Origin of the sequence: Sulfurovum sp. NBC37-1 (assembly GCF_000010345.1) — a bacterium.
Lineage (GTDB): Bacteria > Campylobacterota > Campylobacteria > Campylobacterales > Sulfurovaceae > Sulfurovum.
Window position 1 is genome coordinate 1,697,577 of record NC_009663.1, and the last position, 16,434, is coordinate 1,714,010.

The window sequence follows — 16,434 nt, forward strand, 5'->3', positions numbered from 1 at the left end:
TTGCAAACCATCTGTCTTTAGGGTACTTACGAAATGCCCTATAGTGACTGGATGTCACTATAGAGTGTCTAAAAGGCACTCTTATCTCTTCTTGAGAAGGAATCTCTTCCCTGTCACACCCACCAAGGTGATTAAAAATTAAGCAAACATACACTTAAACCTATCAAAATTTTCTCTTTTGTGCTTAACTATTAATCAATTTCTACTATCTTTTCATCTGCTTACCTGATACACTTACATACGGGCAACTCTAATACCCCTAGATACTCATAATGGGTTTTGCAAATGTGAGATTTTGCAAGAGGCTTTCAAGTCCTAGCCAAAGCTAAGACGAAGTAAGTATCTTGTGAAAGATCGTGTTTGCAAAGCCCACCCTGTGGGCATCACTAGCTTTCGCCTATGCGTCGTTACTCTTTTTCGACTTAGCTACGCGGCTAGGCCTTCAAAAGAGTGCCTAGCCTAGACAAAAGCTAGAGATGTTATGAGCATCTAGGGGTATTAGAGGTGCCCGTAACATTTACGTTTTTAGGAGACAACTATGGAAATGCATTACGTTATAGATACGTTTTTCTCACTCTTTGCCATGACCCTCATCATTCTGATGGTGCCCGGTTTTGCGATGCTTGAAGCCGGACTGGTCAGAACAAAGAATGTGACGTCTGTGCTTACGGTCAACACCATGATCTATGCCGTTGCTTCAATGTCCTTTCTGCTTATCGGCTACAAATACGCTTTTGGAAGCTGGGAGCACCAGGACAGCATTAACAAATATGCCTTCTTTTTGTTCCAGATGGCCTTTGTCGGCAAGGTTGTAAATATTATGAGCGGTGGGGTGAGTGAACGTTCACGCATTATTCCACTGGTAATTTTTACAGTCATTGTTGGCGCCTTCCTCTACCCTACCATCGTAAATATTACCTGGGGAGCCAATTTCCTCTCCGGTACTTTCCTTGATATCTCCAGTATGCACGATCTTGCCGGATCGACCGTCATACACTCTACCGGCGGCTGGGCACTGGTAGCTGCCATTCTCATCATGGGAGCAAGACGCGGACGCTATAAAAAGAATGGTGCTATCAAAGTCATCCCTGCTTCCAACATTCCCCTCGTGGTACTGGGAGCTTTTCTACTCTGGATAGGCTGGTTCGGTTTTAACGGTGGATCCGTAGGCGCTATCTCAAGCAAAGAGAATGCAGATGCCGTGGCACTGACCATCATGAACACCAATACAGCCGGACTGACCGGAGCCATCACCGCATGGCTGCTTACCTACTTCCGCTACAAAAAGTTCGATATCACAATGATCCTCAACGGTGCACTGGGCGGCCTGGTTGCGATTACAGCTGGCCCAGACCTTTATAACATTTACACTCCTATTCTCATCGGTGCTGTCGGTGCGGCACTGGTCGTGCTCTTCGTTCCGATCTTTGACAAACTGAAAATGGACGACCCTGTGGGTGCACTTTCCGTACACCTTGTCAATGGTATCTGGGGAACACTGGCAGTGGGTATTTTCGCTGATGTGAGTTTTATGGCTCAACTCAAGGGTGTTTTGGTTGTAGCTGCTATTGTTTTTCCACTATCATTTGCTATAATCTACAGTATCAACAAGGTCTTTCAGTTACGTGCGGAAGATGATGAACAGCTCGAAGGTATCGATGCCATCGAATGCGGTATGGAAGCCTACCCAGAATTTAAACGCAGTATATAAGGAGTACATTAAATGAAAAAAATTGAAGCCATTATCAAACCGTTCAAACTGGACGATGTCAAAGAGGCACTTGTCGAAGCAGGTATAGAAGGAATGACCATTTCCGAGGTCAAAGGATACGGAAGACAGCAGGGACACTCAGAACTCTACAGAGGAGCGGAGTATGTTGTAGAGTTCATTCCGAAAGTAAAGATCGAAATAGTGGTAAGTTCGCAGGAGTTCGCGGACAAAGCAGTTGAAGCTATTATGCACTCTGCAAAAACAGGTAAGATCGGTGATGGAAAGATCTTTGTCTCAGACATCTCCAAAACCATCCGTATCAGAACCGAAGAAGAGGATGAGGAAGCATTATAGAGACTGGATATCTCTGCAATGCTAATGAAAAGCTACCATAAAATTCTCTCTATAGTACTGATAAAAAAGGACCCCACTCTATGACAATACTCGGCATAGGCAATGTCCTGCAAAAAGATGACGGACTGGGTGTCTATGCCGCAGCCTATCTCAAAGAGAATTATGACTTTTCCAAAGAGGTGAAGATCGTTAACGGCGGGGTAGAAGGCATCAACCTTCTCAACCTCTTTATGGAAAACGACGACATCCTCATACTCGATACTATACACATCGACGATGCTCCCGGAAGTATTTATCTCATTCCGGCTCAAGCACTTTCCGGCTATGGGCTTAACAGCGGAGGCGCCCATGAGATAGGGGTGATCCAGTGTCTTGATATGCTGGAACTTCAGGGTAGACCTGTGCCGGAAGCTACGGTACTTGGTATCATTCCCCATGAAGTGACTTTCGACATAGCCTTGAGCGATCCGATTAAGGCTTCTTTTTCAGACTATATAAACACCGCTTTGCGATTTTTGGAAAAGCAGCAGGTCTTTGCCATTCCCAAAGAAGAAAAAATGTCTCTGAAAAGTATCATCATGCAGGCCAGGGACCCTTCTGGTATTATGACTTGACGATACTCGTCTCCCAGCCGTCATAGTGAGCATCATATGCTTCCAAAAGATCGATGAGCCAGAGTGTCAATTCATCTATATCATGATAAAAGGGCTTGTTGATACGGTAGAAAGAGATCCCTTTGTATCCCTCTTCATTACTGATCTCATCCTGTATCTTGAATCCTTCTTGTTTTAACCTCTCAATGAGATCAACTTTTTTGTATTCACTTTGGAAAAAAGCTTTATGTTCAATGGCCCGGGGAAGATGCAAATTATCCTCTTTGGCTCTCATCTGATCGCACACTTTATGGTTCTGTATGATCTGCCACTCCCTGGGTGTCGGATAAAGCAGTTTTTGGTAATAGCTCCATTCGGCATCGTCCTGATAACCACTGCTGATCTCGTAACTTTCAAACTCGTTCAGCGCATATTCGAGAAAATCCTGCCAGTTAAAGGTGAATTGCAGATAGTAAAGAAAGGTCACATACCCGTCAGAGATCACACGCCCGACATACTTCCCTATACGGAATTTGATCAAAGAGGCTTCAAGCTTATCTTCCATATAGGCGATCTCCGGCTGCTCCTCCTCACCCAGAAGCCCTCTTTCATTCGGCTCCTTGAGCTTTACCTTCACAAATGCGATCTGCAGATAGATATATTTGATCGCATCTATCTCCATAGATATTCCCGCATTGAACAATATTGACGCCGGTTTCCCCTCCAGATTCTTCATATATAATTCCCAATATTCTTGCATTTCTTTCCTTTTTTTTTAATCACACATAGTGTGCCTTGTCTCTACGAACGACCTTGAAAGCGAAGCGATTCGAGAGTAGAGACAATTTTTTTGCTTCGTTTTTTTCTAAAAAAATGAAGAGAGAAACAACACCTCATCTTCAATTCACGAGGAAGTAAAATTAAACAACACAACGTTATTCCATTTCAAGACTCATCAAATACATATCTTCCCCATCAAGCACTTTAACCCTGAGACTCTCACATTCGGTACAATAGTACCGTATTTCATCAGTCTCAAAAACATGACCGCAATCCCTGCATTCAAGTTTGAGTCTCTGTTCATTGACGATGAATTCCGCCTCTGCACACATGGTACCCTCCTTGAATGTATCAAAAGCAACCTGCAGCAGATGATTCTCTATCCCGCTCATCACACCGATCTTGCAGACCACTTTGGTGATCTTTTCAGCATCATTCTCCTCCGCCACTTCTTCACACTGGTTCAGCAGTGCCTGTACTACGCTGTACTCATGCATCTTTTCTCCCTCTTTTTAGTCTTTGAGGCGTCTGCCGTGGACAGAGCTTGTAGACGAACTCTCTGCGCAACGTGTGAAACGGACTCTCTTCATCCCAGAATTCGGGATGCATCACGGCCAACTCCTTCTCTTTCAGTGCTTCTATCCTCTCCCTGTTCGCTTCAAGGTACTCCTGTTTCCCCCACAGAAAGTCGTCATCGTAACAGGAGAGCGCAAAGGTGTAAAGTTCCTCGTAATAGTTTTCATGTGCAAATACCTTATCGAGCATCCCGAGTTCTTCGGCTCTTTGGGCAGATACGGGCAGGCACTCATCCAGGAGTTTTTCCGCCATTGCTTTGCCCACACGTCCCGGAAGTGTATAGGTATGGTACTCGCTCCCGCTGAGTCCAAGTGTTTTGTAGTGAGGATTGAAAACCACCCTTTCCTTTGCGACAACATAGTCGCAGGCCAGTCCCATGAAGACACCCCCCGCTCCGGCATTTCTGGCAAAAGAGGCGACGGTCACCACCTCGTCGGCATAAAGTATGGAGCTGACAAGGTCGTTCATCGCATTGATGTTCGCCCAGCCGTCCTCTCCCTGTTTCCGGCTGTCTTCAAGAATGTTCAGATGTATCCCGTTGGAGAAAAAATCCATACCGCCGACCAACACAAGGACATCACATTCATTCTTGAGATACTCAACGGCATATTTGAGTCGTATGCACTGCTCCGCATTCATGGCACCGTTGTGAAAATTGAAACAGAGGTAGGCAACATTGTCTCGTTTCTCCACGCTCACTTCATAAAATGTTTCATACGATTTGTCAAACAGCAGCGGCAGACGTTCCTCTTTGACCCCCTTGAGTTTCTCTTTGAGTACATAGGTGGCCGGCAGTTTGAACTTTCCCGGCTCTTTTAAATGGCTTATCCATACTGCACCATCTATCGTTCCCAGACAGATAGCCCCATCACGTTTTGCAAGGATCTCTTTGGGGCTTCCCCGAAATTCATCCTCTTTCCATACACCATACAAATAACATGGAATACCCAGTATCTCATCGAGAACACCGGGCAGACTGTCACTCAGATAGATCTTTTCAATGATCGTCCGGGTCGTATCTTTCTCCCAGTCGATGGCTCTGTCCTTCTGTGTGAACTTCTTATGGATAGGGTTGAGGATCTGCAGCTCTTTCCTCTTCTGTGCAAGGTTTTCGAAAAATAATTCCAAGGCTCTTAGTGAAGCCTGTGTCACCTCCTGTCTGTAGAGCGAAGCCTTGTAGGTGTCACGTACATTAAAAGGCACTTCGGCATAGATGTCCCCACCGTCATACAGTTCATTGGCTCTCAATATCACCACCCCCCACTCTTTCGTATGACTTTGCAGGGCATACTCCAGCGCGTTGGGCCCTCTGTCACCTCTGGGCCCGGGATGAAAAATAAAGGTAGCATAATTCTCGTAAATACTTGGTGGAATATATTGTTTCAAAAAGGGGCACAGGATCAGTTCAGGCGCGAATGCCCCGATTTCTTCCAGCATCTGCTCTTCGCTGATTGCATAGGCAACAGCAATTTCATCTCCCCTGTCAAGCAAAGCAGTATAGACCGCCTGGGTCAGAGAGTTGAAAGCAGAAACAAGAAGCAGGATTTTCATTTGGGCCTCTTAGCAAATTCTCGGCAAAAGTTCACCTGTGGGCAGATCAAGGAAACGCTTCGTTCCCCAGGAAGAATTCAGCAGGACACGCCCTTGATGCTCCATTGAAACCCTGCCGATCACAGCAGAGGTTTCATGGGCCTGCAGAAGCACGTCCAAAGCCTTGGCTTCATCCTCTTTGTCAATCACCAGTACGAATGTACCCTCATTGGCGAGATTGACCGCTTCAAACCCGAGCATTTCACAAATCCCTTTTACCTGCTCCTGTACCGGCACGTTCTCCTCTTCAATCTCGATACAGACATCCGAACTTCTTGCCCATTCATTGAGTACCGCTGCCACACCGCCGCGTGTAGCATCACGCAGTGCAACAATGTTTATACCAGCATCCATCAAAGCTTTGACCTCCGGATAAAGTGAAGCACAGTCCGTCTCAAGCGAACTTTCCAGCTCGATACCCTCTCTGGCAGCAAATATCGTCGCCCCATGTGCACCCACATCACGGCTGACAAGAATGCTCATCCCCTCTTTCAAAGCGGAAGCGGAAATGCCTTTCTGTTCGATCGCTCCAATACCCGTTGTGTTAATAAAAAGCTTGTCCACAGAGCCTTTGGGTACTACCTTCGTGTCACCACTCACTACCATCGCACCGTTGGTCTCCAGCTCCTTCTTCATGCTTCGCACGATCCTCTCCAGTTCACGGGAAGAAAATCCCTCTTCAATGATGACAGAACAGGTCAGGTACTTCGGCTTGGCTCCCATCATGGCAAGGTCGTTACAGGTACCGCAAACCGCCAGTTTCCCTATGTCCCCTCCTGGGAAAAAAAGCGGAGAGACCGTAAAGGAATCCGTAGTGAATGCCAATCTGCCCTCTTCTATGACAGCCGCATCCTCGCTTTTGGACAGGATCTCATTTTCAAAATGTTTATAAAAAATGTTTTTAATGAGTTCGTTGTTCTCTTCACCGCCGTTACCATGGGCGATCGTAATTGTTTTATTCATGATTTCTCCATTTTTTCAAACTACCTTTTATCCAAACCGAGGTGTTGTTTATCTCTTCATTTTTTTAGAAAAAACGAAACAAAAAAGCGTTGTGGCTCTCGAATCGCTTCGCTTTCAAGGTCGTTCACCACAACAAAACACACTTCGTGTAATTAATAGGGCATTGCAAAACAATGCATTCCAAAATTCCTCATTACTCATTTCACGACGTGATAAGGTTTCCATATTTGTAATAGGCCGCACAGGCCCCTTCAGAACTTACCATGCAGGAGCCGATGGGTGTAGTAGGCTTACAGGCCGTACCGAAAATGGTACACTCCGGAGGCTTCGCCATGCCCCGGAGAATATCTCCGCAGATACAAAGCTTGTGGTCCTCTATCTCGGCGATAGGCAATACATCCTTGTAAAGGATCTCTGCATCGTACTTTTCAAACGCTTCTTTGAGCTTGAGTCCACTGTCAGGCACATTACCAAGCCCACGCCATCGGAAGAGACTTACTTTGTCAAAATAGGTATCGATAAGCTTTTGTGCATTGAGGTTACCCTCTTCGGTCACAACCCTTTTGTACTGTATTTCCAGTTCACATCTCTTCTCTACGAACTGCTTTACGATCATACTGATACCTTCCATCACATCAACCGGTTCAAACCCGGAGACAACAACCGGACGTCCGTACTCTCTTGGAAATGGCTCATAGATTTTGCTTCCGGCAATGACGGAGACATGGCTTGGCCCCAAAAAGGCATCGATCTTGTTGTTGTAGCTGTCTACATGCACATCACGGCTGTCAATGAGTTCTTTCATTACTTCAGGTACCGTCACATGGTTAATGTGAAAAAGAATGTTTGGAATATCCTGCTGGATGACCTGATTGAGCAGGACAGCCGTCATAGGTGTCGTGGTTTCGAACCCTATGGCAAAAAAAATGACAGTTTTGTCCGGGTTCTCCTGCGCGATCTTGATACACTCCATGGGAGAATAAACAAAACGAACATCCGCTCCCTTTGCCCTGGCATCCTGCAGACTGCCGTTGCTTCCCGGAACCTTGATCATATCTCCCAAAGTCACCAGGATGACATCCGGTTGCTGTGAAAGTACATAGGCATGGTCAATACGCTCTTTTGGCATAATACAGACAGGGCATCCCGGTCCGTGAATAAAGTTGATATTCTCCGGCATAAGCTGCGGCAGTCCGAACTTCATAATGCTGTGTGTATGCCCTCCGCAGACCTCCATAATATTGATGGGACGTTCCAGTTTTTCGGCATCTTCAGCAATGATCCTGGCATAGGCTTTCAGGGTCTTCCCGTCACGGAAATCGTCATAAAGGTTCTTGAGTTCAAGTTCTGCCATCAGCTTTGAATCTCCTCGGCATACTGTTCACCCCGTGCTTCACACTCGTCATCTTCAAGTATAGCCCGCCTGCGCTCCTCCTCATCCATGATCTCAAGTATTTCTTTATAGGTATCAATGGAAGCCAAAGCCTCCTCTTCATCGATCCTGTTCATCACAAAACCGATATGAAGCAGGACATAATCCCCTACTTTCACATCGTCATCGTCCATCATCATCAGATTGGCATCTCTTTGAACTCCCATAGTGTCGACCGTACACATGGTTTTGTCCTCAGATATCTTGACTACCTTGCTTGGAATTGACAAACACATATTAACCTCTCATTTTTCGCTTAAACTCTATCCAGTCTGCTACTGCTTTGACTGAATCAATATCGTTGATGTTCACTTCCAGAATGTCCACATTGGGCTTGATACGTCTTGCCTCTTTTTTCTCAGCTTCTATATCATATTTGAAGTGCGGCAGCAGGTCTGTTTTGGTAATGAGTATGAGGTCTGCCTGACGGAACATTACCGGATATTTGGCTATCTTGTCTTCACCTTCCGGTATGGAGACCAGTACGATATTCAGGTGCGTTCCCACATCATAGCTTGCAGGACAGACGAGATTTCCCACATTCTCTACAAAAAGGACGTCAACCTCTTCAAGCGGGATATGGTGTAGTCCTTTATGCACCATAAAAGCATCGAGATGACATGCCGATCCTGTCTGTATCTGCTCGGCAATGATCCCTTTGGCTTTGAGTCTGTCCGCATCTTTATTGGTCTCCAGATCACCCTCTACCACTCCGAATTTGAAAGGTGCCACATCAGCCAGATACTCAAGCAGTGTCGTCTTTCCTGAACCCGGAGAGCTCATCAGGTTGATACCCAGCACACCTGCTTTCTCGAGATGTGCCCTGTTATGTTCCGCCTCATGATCGTTCTTGTCCAGTATCTTCTGGATCACCGAAATGGTCTTGGCATCATTGAGCTGGGGGTTATGATGCAGATGCTCGTGCGCCTTCTGATGCTCCCCGCTGTGATCATGGGAATGCTCATGATCGTGGCTATGCGCCATTGTATTGTCCGTTATACTACATCCGCAGTCTGTACACATTTAGTCTCTCCTTATTTAATCACTATAGGGTGCTGTGCCCTCACAGCAGCATTTTTCTTTTTCGTATCAAAGGTGCCGTCAGGAGACAGCACCCTACATCATCTATCCTATCAATATGTTCGTACCGACAGCCAAAGAGATCACTCCAGCCGTTGCAAAGGCACGTCTGACATTGGCGATGTTTCCAAGAAAGTGCTCATTGAGATAAAGAATCACCAGTCCGAAACCTACAAATATCAGCATCACACCTGCCGTAAAAGCTCCGATCATGGCAAAGTTAACATTCCCACTGCCGACTGCACCCAACGTAATGAGCATTCCCCGTACACCTCCGGCACCCATCAGCAAGCCCATCGTAAAGGAAGAGCTTTCCACAACGGCATCATCATGTTTATGTGACCTACCAAACCAAATGTGAATGTGTTCCTGACCGTCATGCATATGCTTATGAAGATGGATACGGTCAGTCGCTACCATAAAAAGCAGATAGACACCCATAGCGATGATCACAGAAGCAGAGATGATGTCACCATACGCCAGGATCTTGTCGGAAATATCTATATGCTGCAGTATTTTGGCAAATACAAATAGACTGACACCGTGCCCGATGGCAAAAAGAAAGGTGATGAGCAGTGTTTTCTTCTTGTTCTTTCCTATGGAGAAATCAGCTATCGCCGTTAAATGGTCTGGTCCGAATGCATGCAATATCCCGTACCAGAAGATCAAAAGCAGTGACAGTTCCATAAGTGTCCTCCTTACAGTGAATGATTATTCACTATAGTAGTCTTTTTTGATTAACTTCAAATTAAAAAATCAATTTCTACTCTATTTTAAGGACTAAAAGTTTATACTGTTTTATGAAATGTATCTATTGCGGCCATCCTTATACCTACCTCCTGAAAGACAAGCAGCGAAAATGCAGCAAATGCAAAAGAAAGTTCAGTTCCCAAAAAGTTAAACGGGAAGAAACGCTCAACAGACTTTTTGTTGAAGGTGCTACAGCAAGAGAAGCATCACTTCAAACCGGCATGCACTTCGCTACCGTGCAAAGGTATTATGACATATTCCGAAACAATATCGCTCTGTACTGTGATGAATTGTATCAGCACAACAGTGATAAAGTGTCTGCTTATGATGAGTATCTTTATCTTCCAAAAAGTCTAGACCCCCATGAAAACATAGGGAAAGTCCAGCATTTTCTCACCCTTGCCTATGAAGGCAGGGTCTATAACCTTATGATGCCTTCCATCTCCAGACTTGGACTCGATCCAAACAAAAGGGACGAGCAGAAACTCCTTGAGAAATACCTCCGCTATCACACCATATCCAAACTTTCCACCGAACGCTCCACCATACGCAGTTTCTGGGAATATTTTGAGAACTTCATCGTCAAATTCAAGGGTATCAGTGATGAAAGGTTCATCTTCTACCTCAAAGAGGCAGAGTGGCGCTTTAACAGATTAGAAACATCATCTCATTGTGATATAATAGAAAAAAGATTAGGGCACCTCTAATAACCCTAAATACTCAAAAAGGCAGTAAACAATGAGGATCGTGATCATAGGCGGCGGGATCGCAGCAGTCTATCTTGCCAACCGTATCAAAGAAACGGCAGCACAGCATGATGTACTCATTGTGAGTGCAGAGCCCTACCCACCCTACGACCGGATCCATCTCTGTAGTCTTGTGGACCATTCCAAAGATCTTGATGATATCACACTTCCCCTCGATCCGACAGTACGACTGGAACTAAACCAAAAGATCGAAAGGATCGATACAGAAAAGAAACAGATCTTTTCACAAAACAGCATGTTCAGTTATGACAAGTTGATCATCGCGACCGGATCAATCGCCAAAGCGCCTTTCAATCTTGACGGTATCGAGAATGCCACGGTGTTCAGATCTACCGATGAAGCATTCAAAATAGCCCAAAACATCCAAGGAAAAGAAGTGCTGCTCGTCGGTGCAGGACCTATTGGCCTGGAGCTTCTTGAAACACTGGTCCATATGGAAGAAGCGGAATATATTACCCTGCTTGTTAGACACAATTTTCTCTATGACAGAACACTCAGCGCTGAATCGATCAAGATCATCGAGTCTGCCTATGGGGAAAGCGGTAAAGTACATATTTCTTATGAAGACAAGATAATTGATACAAGCATAGAAGATCAAATGATCACGAAAGTCCGTACCAAGAAAGATCTTTACAAAAATCCCTTTATCATCTACGGTATCGGTATCACTCCCAATATCGATTTTGCAAGAGATACACTTGAATGCGACAGAGGCATTCTGACCGACCGTTTCATGCAGACTTCCGATCCCCACATATTTGCAGTGGGAGAGTGCGCACAGATCAAGGAGAGCGGTTTTATTGCAGGGCATGTCAGAGCATGTACTATGCAGGCACAAAGTGCTCTTTCGAAACTTCTAGAGTTGGAGCTGATCCCTTTTGAAGAAAGCATTACCACAGATATGCTCAAAGTAGGTAGTTTCGAGCTGGTAGATGCCAGAGCACCTTGGTTTGACGAGCACTTTGAGAAGGTCATACTGAATGCCCCTGAGCAAAAGAGAGTTGATGAACTTTACATCTGTGAGAACAGACTTACCCGATTCATCGGACTGAACTCGAACATGGATGTCGGCTATATTGAAAGCATAATAGGCTCTAAAGAGAATGTCGATCTTGAAAGTCTTTATGAGAATAGACTTAGCAGTGAAAAGGGACGGCTTATCTGCAGCTGCGAACATCTCTACTATCAGGATCTTGTCGATATCATTACCCAGAACGGTATCAGGGATTTTCATGCACTCAAAGATTTCACCCAGGCCGGCAGGGTGTGCGGCAAGTGCCGGCAGAGTGTCATAGGGATCATAGAAGCATCACAACACCTCATCGATCCGAACTTGATCACGAAAACCCCTGAAGAGAAAAAGAGGGAAACCATACTGCAGAAAATAGAAAAACGCATCGAGAAGTTCAACCGGTTGCACCCTCACAACCAACTCGACAAAAAACATCTGGAGAGTGCTCTTGCTGCCATTGATGAGGACAAAGGGGCATTTAACCGATGGGTATCCATGGTGACCGCCTCCATGCAGCTGCATCCCAGCTTTGAAACATATGTCGGAGATGCTGTAACGACACTCAACAGGATTCCCATCATTTGGCTGGAACTAAGCGACTGTTCGGGTAACTCTGAAGCCTTCATCAAATCCACTCACCCCTCCATCGAAGAACTGATATTCAACTATATCTCTCTGGATTACCATGAACTGATCATGAGTGCCTCTTCCGATGCAAGTGAAAGTCTGCTTGAGTCTATCATCAAAAAGGAAAAAGGAAAGTATATCCTCATCGTCGAAGGGGCTGTCCCGCTTGGCATGGAGGGCAAATTCCTGCGCATCGGGACACAGGGAGAGACAGGTGCTGCCCTGCTGAGACGATGTGCGAAAGATGCCACACTCGTGATGGCCGTGGGAAGCTGTGCCTATGACGGCGGTGTGGTGGCCGCCGCTCCCAATCCTACCGGTGCCGTAGGGGTAGGAGAAGCACTTGGGAGAGAGGATGTCATCAACATTTCCGGCTGTCCTGCCAATCCTGTCAATATTGTAGGTACACTGCTGCATTACCTGATGTTCGATGAACTTCCGGCACTGGATGCAAACAACAGACCGCTCTGGGCATATGAGGGACGTATTCACGATAATTGTGAGAGACGCGGACACTATGAGCTTGGGGAATTCGTCAAGGAGTGGGGAGACGAAGGTGCGAAAAAAGGATGGTGCCTCTTCGAGATGGGATGCAAAGGCCCCTATGCTTTTACCAACTGTCCAACAGTCAAATTCAACAGTGGGACCAGCTGGCCGGTACAGTCAGGACATGGATGTATGGCATGTACGGAGAAGAACTTTTTCGATACTTACGCACATGAAAGAAAGATCTCAACTGAAGGTGAAAAATGAAAAAGATCGTTATAGACCCGGTCACACGCATCGAGGGACATTTACGCATCGAAGTAGTAGTAAATGAAACAAACACTGTACAGGAGGCCTATGCCAGCGGCCAGCTTTTCCGCGGTATAGAAACCATCCTCAAAAACAGGGATCCCAGAGATGCCGGCTTGATGGCAGGGCGTATTTGCGGTGTCTGCACCAATTCTCACTTCCGTGCCGCAGTAAGCTGTGTAGAAGATGCCTACGGACTCGAAGTCCCGGCAAACGCGAAGATTATTAAGGAACTCATGGCACTAGCCCTCTTTATTCAGGACCATGTGGTGCATTTCTACCATCTGCAGTCACTCGATTTCGTCGATGTGACGCAGGCACTTGAAGCAAATCCGGCACAAGCAGTGGAAGTAGCACGCAGATATTCGGATGATCCCTTTCGTAATTCACAGGCACATTATGATGAGGTTCTGAACAAGCTTCGAAACTTTGTTAACGCAGGAAAACTGGGGCCTTTCGCCAATGCCTCCTGGGGACACCCCTCCTACAAACTGAGTCCCGAAGAGAATCTCATTCTGCTCTCGCACTATCTCGATGCGCTCAAATTCCAGACAAGTATCTCCAAGGCGGTTGCCATCTTCGGCGGCAAGACACCCCATCCCCAAAGCATTGTCGTGGGAGGTATCACCAGTGTAAAGGATATGCTCGACCCGGCCAGGGTCAACGACTATCTTTTCATCATCAAAGAGGCAAAAGAGTTCATCGACAGAGCCTATCTGCCTGATATGAAACTGCTTGTAACTGCATACCGTGAAGAGATCAAAGAAGGCAGAGGACGAGCAAATGGCAACTTCATCTCCGTGGGAGGATATGACTTCAACGGCGGAACCCTTTTTGAAAGCGGAGTGATCTTCGGACACGATTTTGATAAAGTTAAGCCCTTTGATCCAGAGAAGATCACTGAACATGTGGACCGAGCCTGGTATGAGGAGAGTGATCCGCAGACACCCTGCTACACCGATCTCAATGAAGACGGTACACTTAAAACGGAACAGGTAAGCGACAAATACAGTTGGATTAAAGCGCCGCGTTATGCAGAGAAAACCATGGAGTGCGGCCCTCTGGCAAGGCTGCTTGTCAGCTATGCCAAAGGCAGCCAAAGCATGAAACTCTATGTGGACGGCTTCCTGAGTGAAACAGGGCTTGAGCTCATCGATCTCTCCACTTCAGTGGGAAGGAATGCCGCCCGGGCCATAGAAACACAGTATATTGCGGAGTATCTCTTCAGATTCGTTAGCGATCTGCTGCAGAACATCACCTATTACGATACCGAAACATGGGGAAGATACGATTTTGAATCACTGCCCAAAACAGCAAAAGGAAAATTCTTCGTTGAAGTACCCAGAGGCCTTCTTTCACACTTTATCAGCATTAAAGAGCAAAAAATAGCCAACTACTCCGTCATCGCGCCCACCACCTGGAATGCCACTCCCAAGAACCGGGACGGACATAGAGGCCCCTATGAAGAAGCCCTCATAGGCATTACCATAGAAGATACGGACAAACCGATCGAAGCACTCAGGGTTATCCGCTCATTCGACCCCTGTCTGGCCTGTGCCGTGCATGTGATCGATGCAAGAGACAGAGCATTGGGCCGCTACATGATCACTTAAAGGTCATCAGTGCATAACCCTTGTTCTGATATCCGATCGTATCTATGAAACTGTTGGGAGAGATCTCGACAAAAGGCAATACCTCTTTGCGCTCTATGGCATTGGCATCAAGGGACATGGCACAGACGATCACTTTCACTTTTTTCCGGGTTGCCAGTGTTTTAAGATGCTCCTGTGCTTTGGCTATAGCTTCCACGTCATCGTCATCTACAAACTCCTTGTACTCTTTGGAGACCATCGATACACAGCCGCCATGCAAGGTGATAACGAAATCGGCTTTGTCCCCCTTTTTTTCTATCATATCGATCGTCTTGCCCACAAGCCACATACGACTTTTGATATAATCCGCATCGCTCGAGCTACAGTCAAATACCGCTTTGTACTCCCCGGACTGCAGTAGCACAGATAGAAGACCGATAAAAAGAAAAATACGCATGGCTACGCACCCAGTCCGAATACATTGGAAAGCGTATTGATATAGTTGAAGTATCCGGTGATCGCAACTGCCTCGATGATCTCCTCATCACTCCATCCCATCTCCTTGAGCATATCGATATCTTCTTTCTGTATCTTGTAATTGTCTTTCTGCGAAGCCCGGATGCAGAAGTTCAAAAGCGCTTTCTCTTTCTCATCTGTATCGATCGCTTCGACCCCCTTCAGGATCTCTTCTATTCTCTCATCGCTGAGTCCAAGCATCTTTGCGATACTTTTGTGGACATCCACACACATCTTGCAGCTGTTCTCTTTGGAGATCAGCAATGCGATTGCCTCCTTGATATCATAGGAAAGATGTGTTTCGTCCAGAAGATACCCCTGTACCATCGCATCTGTCGCAAAGTAAATTTTCTCGTCAATGGCAAGCAGTTTGAATATCTCTCCCAGCTTTCCTGTCTTTTCCATGATCGGTCTTGCTTTTTCCTGTACTGCAGGGCTCATCTCTTCGAATTCGGGCAGGTCAATATATGCCATCGTCACTCCTTGATTATTATTTAAAACGTAAAGTTTAACTTAACGATTTAGCAATTATAGGGTATAATTCTTAATACTTTATTGAAAAAAGGGCCACAGTGGAATATAAGATCTCCGAACTTGTCAGCAAAACAGGTACCCCGAAATCGACGATCCTTTACTATATACGCGAAGGTCTGCTGCCCGAAGCAAAAAAACTGAAATCGAATGTACACCGGTATAGTGACGAACATCTTGAACTGCTCAAATACATCAAATACATGAAAGAGCATCTTGGTAGCAGCAATGAAGAGATCAGGTATGCACTTCAGAACAGAGACCGGTCTCTTTCAAGCTCCTCCTCCATGATCGAACCGCTTATGAACACACTCAGCGGGGTCAAGGCAGAGATGCAGCATTACACGAAAGATACGTTCATTCAAACTTTCAATATCGATCCAGAGCTCCTTGAAGGACTATTAAAGGATGAGATCGTTACTCCTGTCAGAGAAGACGATTTTACCCAAAAGGATGCTTCCATCGTCAGCCTTGTAGAACATTTCAGGGAAGTAGGCATAGACTACACTGTTCTGAAGTCCTACGTCTATCACGCCAAAGCACTGAGTCAGCTCGAAAACATGATGCAGACACAGCTCTGCAGTGTCAGGAACAACCGGAATTTTTCTACACTGTGGAAGATCATGTTCGAAACACTCTTCAATGCAAAGGATTATATTTTCAAGCGTCAGACCTACAAAACCTTCCTTGAAGCACTGAAAAACGAAATAGCCAATAGATCTTAAGAAAATTCCATTACAATAACGATAAGTTTAACTTAACGTT

At 45.8% G+C, this 16,434-nt stretch carries 17 protein-coding genes; 7 read left to right on the forward strand and 10 right to left on the reverse strand.

Annotation, left to right across the window (positions count from 1 at the left end):
• Nucleotides 1-538 precede the first annotated feature (538 nt).
• The 3 genes from SUN_RS08480 to SUN_RS08490 all read left to right on the forward strand — a co-directional run bounded on the left by SUN_RS08480 (nucleotide 539) and on the right by SUN_RS08490 (nucleotide 2,679).
• Nucleotides 539-1,711 carry an ammonium transporter gene (locus tag SUN_RS08480; RefSeq protein WP_012083400.1) on the forward strand — a complete coding sequence of 391 codons (1,173 nt, stop codon included), beginning with the start codon at nucleotides 539-541 and terminating at the stop codon, nucleotides 1,709-1,711.
• Nucleotides 1,712-1,723: 12 nt separating this feature from the next.
• Entirely contained in the window at nucleotides 1,724-2,065 is a 342-nt protein-coding gene (locus tag SUN_RS08485; protein WP_012083401.1) for a P-II family nitrogen regulator, read from the forward strand.
• Between the two features lie 80 nt (nucleotides 2,066-2,145).
• Nucleotides 2,146-2,679 carry a HyaD/HybD family hydrogenase maturation endopeptidase gene (locus SUN_RS08490; RefSeq protein WP_012083402.1) on the forward strand — a complete coding sequence of 178 codons (534 nt, stop codon included), beginning with the start codon at nucleotides 2,146-2,148 and terminating at the stop codon, nucleotides 2,677-2,679.
• Here SUN_RS08490 and SUN_RS08495 read toward each other — a convergent pair.
• From SUN_RS08495 to SUN_RS08530, 8 genes are all read right to left on the reverse strand, one after another.
• Entirely contained in the window at nucleotides 2,669-3,418 is a 750-nt protein-coding gene (locus SUN_RS08495) for a DUF695 domain-containing protein (protein WP_012083403.1), read from the reverse strand. The two genes, SUN_RS08490 and SUN_RS08495, sit on opposite strands and share 11 nt — an antisense overlap.
• Before the next feature lie 175 nt (nucleotides 3,419-3,593).
• Nucleotides 3,594-3,935, reverse strand: coding sequence for a hydrogenase/urease nickel incorporation protein HypA (gene hypA / locus SUN_RS08500; RefSeq protein ID WP_012083404.1), 342 nt, complete (start codon nucleotides 3,933-3,935; stop codon nucleotides 3,594-3,596).
• A complete protein-coding gene (locus tag SUN_RS08505; protein ID WP_012083405.1) occupies nucleotides 3,928-5,565 on the reverse strand; it encodes a hydrogenase maturation protein in 1,638 nt (545 codons plus the stop codon). Before SUN_RS08505 ends, hypA begins: the two co-directional genes overlap by 8 nt.
• A 9-nt stretch (nucleotides 5,566-5,574) precedes the next feature.
• Nucleotides 5,575-6,567 carry a hydrogenase expression/formation protein HypE gene (hypE, locus tag SUN_RS08510; RefSeq protein ID WP_012083406.1) on the reverse strand — a complete coding sequence of 331 codons (993 nt, stop codon included), beginning with the start codon at nucleotides 6,565-6,567 and terminating at the stop codon, nucleotides 5,575-5,577.
• A 202-nt stretch (nucleotides 6,568-6,769) separates the two neighbouring features.
• Nucleotides 6,770-7,921: a hydrogenase formation protein HypD gene (gene hypD / locus SUN_RS08515; RefSeq protein WP_012083407.1), complete on the reverse strand. Its 1,152-nt coding sequence runs from the start codon at nucleotides 7,919-7,921 to the stop codon at nucleotides 6,770-6,772.
• Nucleotides 7,921-8,235, reverse strand: a complete 315-nt coding sequence (gene hypC / locus SUN_RS08520; protein ID WP_012083408.1) for a HypC/HybG/HupF family hydrogenase formation chaperone — start codon at nucleotides 8,233-8,235, stop codon at nucleotides 7,921-7,923. The genes hypD and hypC overlap by 1 nt, the downstream gene beginning before the upstream one ends.
• 1 nt (nucleotide 8,236) lies before the next feature.
• On the reverse strand, nucleotides 8,237-9,022 hold the full coding sequence (hypB, locus tag SUN_RS08525) for a hydrogenase nickel incorporation protein HypB (RefSeq protein WP_012083409.1): 786 nt from the start codon (nucleotides 9,020-9,022) through the stop codon (nucleotides 8,237-8,239).
• A 102-nt stretch (nucleotides 9,023-9,124) separates the two neighbouring features.
• Nucleotides 9,125-9,766, reverse strand: coding sequence for a hypothetical protein (locus SUN_RS08530; RefSeq protein WP_012083410.1), 642 nt, complete (start codon nucleotides 9,764-9,766; stop codon nucleotides 9,125-9,127).
• A 113-nt stretch (nucleotides 9,767-9,879) separates the two neighbouring features.
• Here SUN_RS08530 and SUN_RS08535 point away from each other — a divergent pair, with 113 nt between their 5' ends.
• From SUN_RS08535 to SUN_RS08545, 3 genes are read left to right on the forward strand one after another with little or no spacing between them, the layout of a single operon-like run.
• Nucleotides 9,880-10,536, forward strand: coding sequence for a hypothetical protein (locus tag SUN_RS08535; protein ID WP_012083411.1), 657 nt, complete (start codon nucleotides 9,880-9,882; stop codon nucleotides 10,534-10,536).
• 31 nt (nucleotides 10,537-10,567) lie between these two features.
• Nucleotides 10,568-12,988, forward strand: coding sequence for a hydrogenase small subunit (locus SUN_RS08540; RefSeq protein WP_012083412.1), 2,421 nt, complete (start codon nucleotides 10,568-10,570; stop codon nucleotides 12,986-12,988).
• Entirely contained in the window at nucleotides 12,985-14,643 is a 1,659-nt protein-coding gene (locus SUN_RS08545; protein WP_012083413.1) for a nickel-dependent hydrogenase large subunit, read from the forward strand. Before SUN_RS08540 ends, SUN_RS08545 begins: the two co-directional genes overlap by 4 nt.
• Here the strand turns inward: SUN_RS08545 and SUN_RS08550 are convergent.
• Together SUN_RS08550 and SUN_RS08555 are read right to left on the reverse strand one after the other, a co-directional pair.
• Nucleotides 14,636-15,079, reverse strand: coding sequence for a DsrE family protein (locus tag SUN_RS08550; RefSeq protein WP_012083414.1), 444 nt, complete (start codon nucleotides 15,077-15,079; stop codon nucleotides 14,636-14,638). The genes SUN_RS08545 and SUN_RS08550 overlap by 8 nt on opposite strands.
• A gap of 2 nt (nucleotides 15,080-15,081) precedes the next feature.
• Nucleotides 15,082-15,612, reverse strand: a complete 531-nt coding sequence (locus SUN_RS08555) for a carboxymuconolactone decarboxylase family protein (RefSeq protein WP_012083415.1) — start codon at nucleotides 15,610-15,612, stop codon at nucleotides 15,082-15,084.
• Between the two features lie 98 nt (nucleotides 15,613-15,710).
• On the opposite strand from SUN_RS08555, the gene SUN_RS08560 reads away from it, so the two are divergent.
• Nucleotides 15,711-16,394: a MerR family transcriptional regulator gene (locus SUN_RS08560; protein ID WP_012083416.1), complete on the forward strand. Its 684-nt coding sequence runs from the start codon at nucleotides 15,711-15,713 to the stop codon at nucleotides 16,392-16,394.
• Nucleotides 16,395-16,434 lie beyond the last annotated feature (40 nt).

Coding starts and splice junctions, on each gene's coding strand:
- SUN_RS08480 (WP_012083400.1), top strand. CDS start 539: ATGGAAATGCATTACGTTATAGATACGTTTTTCTCACTCTTTGCCATG.
- SUN_RS08485 (WP_012083401.1), top strand. CDS start 1,724: ATGAAAAAAATTGAAGCCATTATCAAACCGTTCAAACTGGACGATGTC.
- SUN_RS08490 (WP_012083402.1), top strand. CDS start 2,146: ATGACAATACTCGGCATAGGCAATGTCCTGCAAAAAGATGACGGACTG.
- SUN_RS08495 (WP_012083403.1), bottom strand. CDS start 3,418: ATGCAAGAATATTGGGAATTATATATGAAGAATCTGGAGGGGAAACCG.
- hypA (WP_012083404.1), bottom strand. CDS start 3,935: ATGCATGAGTACAGCGTAGTACAGGCACTGCTGAACCAGTGTGAAGAA.
- SUN_RS08505 (WP_012083405.1), bottom strand. CDS start 5,565: ATGAAAATCCTGCTTCTTGTTTCTGCTTTCAACTCTCTGACCCAGGCG.
- hypE (WP_012083406.1), bottom strand. CDS start 6,567: ATGAATAAAACAATTACGATCGCCCATGGTAACGGCGGTGAAGAGAAC.
- hypD (WP_012083407.1), bottom strand. CDS start 7,921: ATGGCAGAACTTGAACTCAAGAACCTTTATGACGATTTCCGTGACGGG.
- hypC (WP_012083408.1), bottom strand. CDS start 8,235: ATGTGTTTGTCAATTCCAAGCAAGGTAGTCAAGATATCTGAGGACAAA.
- hypB (WP_012083409.1), bottom strand. CDS start 9,022: ATGTGTACAGACTGCGGATGTAGTATAACGGACAATACAATGGCGCAT.
- SUN_RS08530 (WP_012083410.1), bottom strand. CDS start 9,766: ATGGAACTGTCACTGCTTTTGATCTTCTGGTACGGGATATTGCATGCA.
- SUN_RS08535 (WP_012083411.1), top strand. CDS start 9,880: ATGAAATGTATCTATTGCGGCCATCCTTATACCTACCTCCTGAAAGAC.
- SUN_RS08540 (WP_012083412.1), top strand. CDS start 10,568: ATGAGGATCGTGATCATAGGCGGCGGGATCGCAGCAGTCTATCTTGCC.
- SUN_RS08545 (WP_012083413.1), top strand. CDS start 12,985: ATGAAAAAGATCGTTATAGACCCGGTCACACGCATCGAGGGACATTTA.
- SUN_RS08550 (WP_012083414.1), bottom strand. CDS start 15,079: ATGCGTATTTTTCTTTTTATCGGTCTTCTATCTGTGCTACTGCAGTCC.
- SUN_RS08555 (WP_012083415.1), bottom strand. CDS start 15,612: ATGGCATATATTGACCTGCCCGAATTCGAAGAGATGAGCCCTGCAGTA.